Annotated in this window: 1 protein-coding gene and 1 pseudogene; both read right to left on the bottom strand. The window is 44.6% G+C overall.

The window, feature by feature from the left end; all coding sequences use genetic code 11:
* Positions 1–65: hypothetical protein (locus ACWHAR_RS31495; RefSeq protein WP_452088981.1), on the bottom strand; the 65-nt coding region annotated here is incomplete at its 3' end.
* 148 nt (positions 66–213) lie between these two features.
* Positions 214–531: pseudogene (gene nupQ / locus ACWHAR_RS31490) on the bottom strand (guanosine ABC transporter permease NupQ); the annotation flags it as partial.

The following is a 531-nucleotide window of genomic DNA, read 5'->3' as shown; positions in this document are numbered from 1 at the left end:
AGGTTTTTCTCCTGTGAGTCTTTTTGCTCAGGTGAAATTGTCCCCGTTTTTGGAATTGCTCCCATGTCATACACCCCCATGTATTGTTTGTTACAGTCTACAAGAAAGCGTTAACACTTCATATTTTTTTAAGTTAAAAAACTAATAAACAATTAAGAGGGTCTTTTGAATTAGAAAAAAACCCCTGAGAATCGTCTTCCCAGGGGAGAATGTTTATCTTTTTCCTTTAATATAAGGCACGCCATTGGCTTTTGGCGCATCTGCCCGCCCGATAAAGCCGGTTAAAGCGAGAATCGTTAAGACATAAGGAGCCATCAGCATATACACATTTGGTATGTCTTTAAAAAGAGGGAGCAGCGATCCAATGATGCTTAAGCTTTGGGCGAATCCGAAAAACAGGGCGGCCCCCAGTGCTCCGATTGGATGCCATTTTCCGAATACAAGCGCTGCCAGGGCGATAAAGCCTTGCCCGGAGATGGTAGAGTGCGTGAAATCAAGCGCAATAGTGGAGGCATATACGCCGCCGCCGAG

This window comes from Bacillus sp. LR--39, assembly GCF_053613335.1.
Note: the sequence above shows the minus strand (reverse complement) of the source record. Positions and strands in the feature narration are given on the sequence as shown.